The 3,102-nt window shown below is 40.5% G+C and carries 3 protein-coding genes; 2 read left to right on the top strand and 1 reads right to left on the bottom strand.

Going from position 1 to position 3,102, the window contains the following annotated elements:
• Window positions 1-202: response regulator (locus tag L1D50_RS22330; protein ID WP_239966870.1), on the top strand; the 202-nt coding region annotated here is incomplete at its 5' end.
• Here L1D50_RS22330 and L1D50_RS22325 read toward each other — a convergent pair.
• Complete coding sequence (locus L1D50_RS22325) at window positions 199-1,089, bottom strand: diguanylate cyclase (protein WP_239966869.1); 891 nt, start codon at window positions 1,087-1,089, stop codon at window positions 199-201. The genes L1D50_RS22330 and L1D50_RS22325 overlap by 4 nt on opposite strands.
• A 231-nt stretch (window positions 1,090-1,320) precedes the next feature.
• Between L1D50_RS22325 and L1D50_RS22320 the strand changes: the two genes are divergently transcribed.
• The gene (locus L1D50_RS22320; protein WP_239966868.1) at window positions 1,321-3,060 is read left to right on the top strand and encodes a GGDEF domain-containing response regulator; all 1,740 of its coding nucleotides are present in this window, start codon (window positions 1,321-1,323) and stop codon (window positions 3,058-3,060) included.
• Window positions 3,061-3,102 lie beyond the last annotated feature (42 nt).

Genomic DNA, 3,102 nt, shown 5'->3' with positions numbered 1-3,102 from the left:
AGATATCAATATGCCACGTATGGATGGTTTTGAGGTGTTAAAACAGTTAAAGCAGCTTAATTTACCTCATCGACCTAAAGTTTTTATGCTCTCAGCTGATGCTTATGAAACAACGAAACGAAAATGTCTAATGTTGGGGTGTGATGGCTTCCTCACTAAGCCATTTACTAAAGATCAGTTACTATTACTTCTACAGCGTTAAAACCATGCGATTCTGTTTTTCCCCGCGATTTTAGCACTCAATAATGCATTGTCCGCCGATATGAGTAACTCATCTGCTGAAGTCATAATCATCGCTGTATCCAACGTCACCCCACCAATACTCGCAGTCACATAGTGTTTCGGTGAATTTTTATGCTCTATTTGGGATGAAAATAGATACTGTAGAAGTTTGTTAGCCAAAAGCCTACCAGTCGCTTTGTTGGTGTTCGGTGCCACTAGGGCAAATGTATTGGCATCATAACGGTATAGTGCGTCATAGGGCCGCCTAATTTGCATTTGCATGCTCTGTATACAAAGGCGTATCGTGTCATCCCCCTTTTTATGTCCGTATACAGCGTTAAACTGACCAAAATAATCAAAGTTCAATAGCATCACACTAATTGGCTTGTTACTACTTCGATGGTGAAGCATAGCCCTGTCAATATCAGTGTCGAACACGGCTCGGTTGAAAGCGCCCGTCATCTCATCTAAGTACGCACTGGGTGCAGTCAATTCTGGTGGAAGCTGATAATCTAATAAATTAGCAACTCTCTGCTTTAGTCGTTTACTTGACACAAAATCACTTACCACATCGACTAGTCCTACGTGCCAACCAAGCGCTTCTTTTACCTTTTCAACTTCGGGGGTGATTAGGACTGTTGGTGTAAGAAGAGGAAACAGGTGCTTTTGTAATAATCGATATAATGTGATTTCACAGGATGTGTTACGTACAACAATAATGTCTGGACGGTGTCTCCTCATAAAGTCGACCGCCCATAGGTGATTTGTAAAACGATATACTCGTCCTATCTGATACAGTCCAGCTTCCAATAGATGAAAGGATTGATGATTATCACCAACAATAACGATTATAGGGCTTTTTAGCATGGGCCTTGCTCACGTTAACTCTCCATGTTCACGATTGCACCTACAGTAATAAAATGAGCTCTACAACCTAGTAATAAGGTGCTATATAAATAGTCTAATACTAAAGTTACCTCGCACAACCTTCAATTACAACCTATAAATAAAAGAAGAGCACAGTTTGTTTGAAACACTGACAATAAGAAGGTTTTAAGTTTGTACAAACTTAAAATTATAGAGCGCTAAAGGTATTTTATGGATATTTTGCTGGTCGATGACGATAGAGTGGATCGGATGGCCATTAAAAGGTCACTACAGAATAGTGAGCTTAAATATCGTTTAACTGAAGTTGAAACTGTTGATGAGGCTGTTGTCGTACTCAGTGAGAATTCTTTTGATATCTTACTACTAGACTATTATCTACCAGTTAAAAATGGTACTGAGTTACTGTTAGAGATTAAAAAAGTTCAGGCCATATCCGATTTAACTATCTTAATGATTAGCAATCACCACAGCGAAGAGCTGCTGTTACAGTGTTTAGATTTGGGGGTGCAAGAGTTTCTTAACAAGAATGAAATAACCGGAGCCCAGTTAAAGCGAGCTATCGTGCAGGCTGAGCGGCGCAAGGAACTTGAGGCGGAGCTTTACCACAATTATATAAAGATAAAGTCTATGGCGGAGAGAGACAAGTTAACCGGCTTGTATAATCGTCATTACTTCGAAAGTATTTGTCAAAGAATAGTTATTGCTGGGAAAGCACGATATAGATGTTGTGGTATTGTGTTCTTCGACATTTCAAACTTCAAGAGAATTAATGATCTATATGGGCATGAGGTCGGAGACAAACTTTTACAGCTCTTAGGTAGCCGGCTGCGAGCCGAGACGACTGAAGAAGATGTCATTAGTCGCTTCAACGGTGACGAATTTGCTTGTCTACTAGTAACTCAAAAAAGCCCGCTTCGGGTTAAGCTTGAAGTAGAAAGGATTTTACGAAAACTCAAAGAAGCTTATTCAATCGGTGAGAACTCCATTTCCTGTACCATCAATGCTGGCGTATCTCTTTGCCCTGCGCATGGCAAGGCGGCAGATGCATTAATTCGGTTTGCAGGTATTGCGCTTTTTCGCGCAAAAGCGAAAGCTGATAGTGAAGTCTGCATTTTCCAATCGGATATGGAGTCCACGTTCCAACGTACATTTAAAATTGAGCGGGAACTCGCTTCAGCCTTAGATAATGAAGAGCTTCAACTGGCCTTTCAGCCTATTGTTGATACTGAAAGTTTACAAGTCGTGGCATTAGAAACGCTGATACGTTGGCCATTAGGGAATACTACATGTGACCCCAGTGAGTTTATTCCCGTCGCAGAAGAGTCTAAGCTGATCAATTCACTAGGTCGATGGATAATCTCGCAGGCACTGGCTCAGTTTGCAGGATTTAAAGGGGGGCTAGGTGGACATGTCGGGCTTTCAATTAACCTTTCCCCAGTTCAACTTAAAGACAGAGAGCTTGTTAAATTTATCTCAGCTACATTAAAACGGGAGCAATTATGGGCGAACTTACTTACTTTCGAAATTACTGAAACGGCATTGTTAGAAAACGAGCCCCAGATTATTAAAACACTCAATGAAATACATCAGTTGGGATGTAGTATTGCGCTAGATGATTTCGGCACTGGATACTCTTCTATTTCTCATTTACTTCACTTTCCCATAGATATCGTAAAAATAGACAAATCAATCACCTCTCAAATTACGGAAACTGGCAAAGGCATCACAATATTTCGTGGCCTAGTTCGGATGTTAAATACGCTAAGTGTCGGGGTTGTTGCTGAAGGCGTTGAAAATCATCAGCAGTATCTTGAGTGTAAGTCTACAAAAGTAGCAAGGATACAGGGATATTATTTTTCTAGCGCTGTATCTGAGAGCGGCATCGTTCATACCATAAAATCACTTAACCGAGAGATGTACGAAAAGAGAATGGTGGGGTACCTTACCTGAGTCACCAATCATTACTAATACGCGTTTTTAACTCTTTAATAA

Origin of the sequence: Pseudoalteromonas sp. Isolate6 (assembly GCF_022398435.1) — a bacterium.
Classification (GTDB): Bacteria; Pseudomonadota; Gammaproteobacteria; order Enterobacterales; family Alteromonadaceae; genus Pseudoalteromonas; species Pseudoalteromonas galatheae.
This window is presented reverse-complemented; position numbering and strand designations above follow the sequence as displayed.

Excerpts from the sequence above, each read along its gene's own strand:
- L1D50_RS22320 (WP_239966868.1), top strand. The coding sequence starts at position 1,321 with ATGGATATTTTGCTGGTCGATGACGATAGAGTGGATCGGATGGCCATT.
- L1D50_RS22325 (WP_239966869.1), bottom strand. The coding sequence starts at position 1,089 with ATGCTAAAAAGCCCTATAATCGTTATTGTTGGTGATAATCATCAATCC.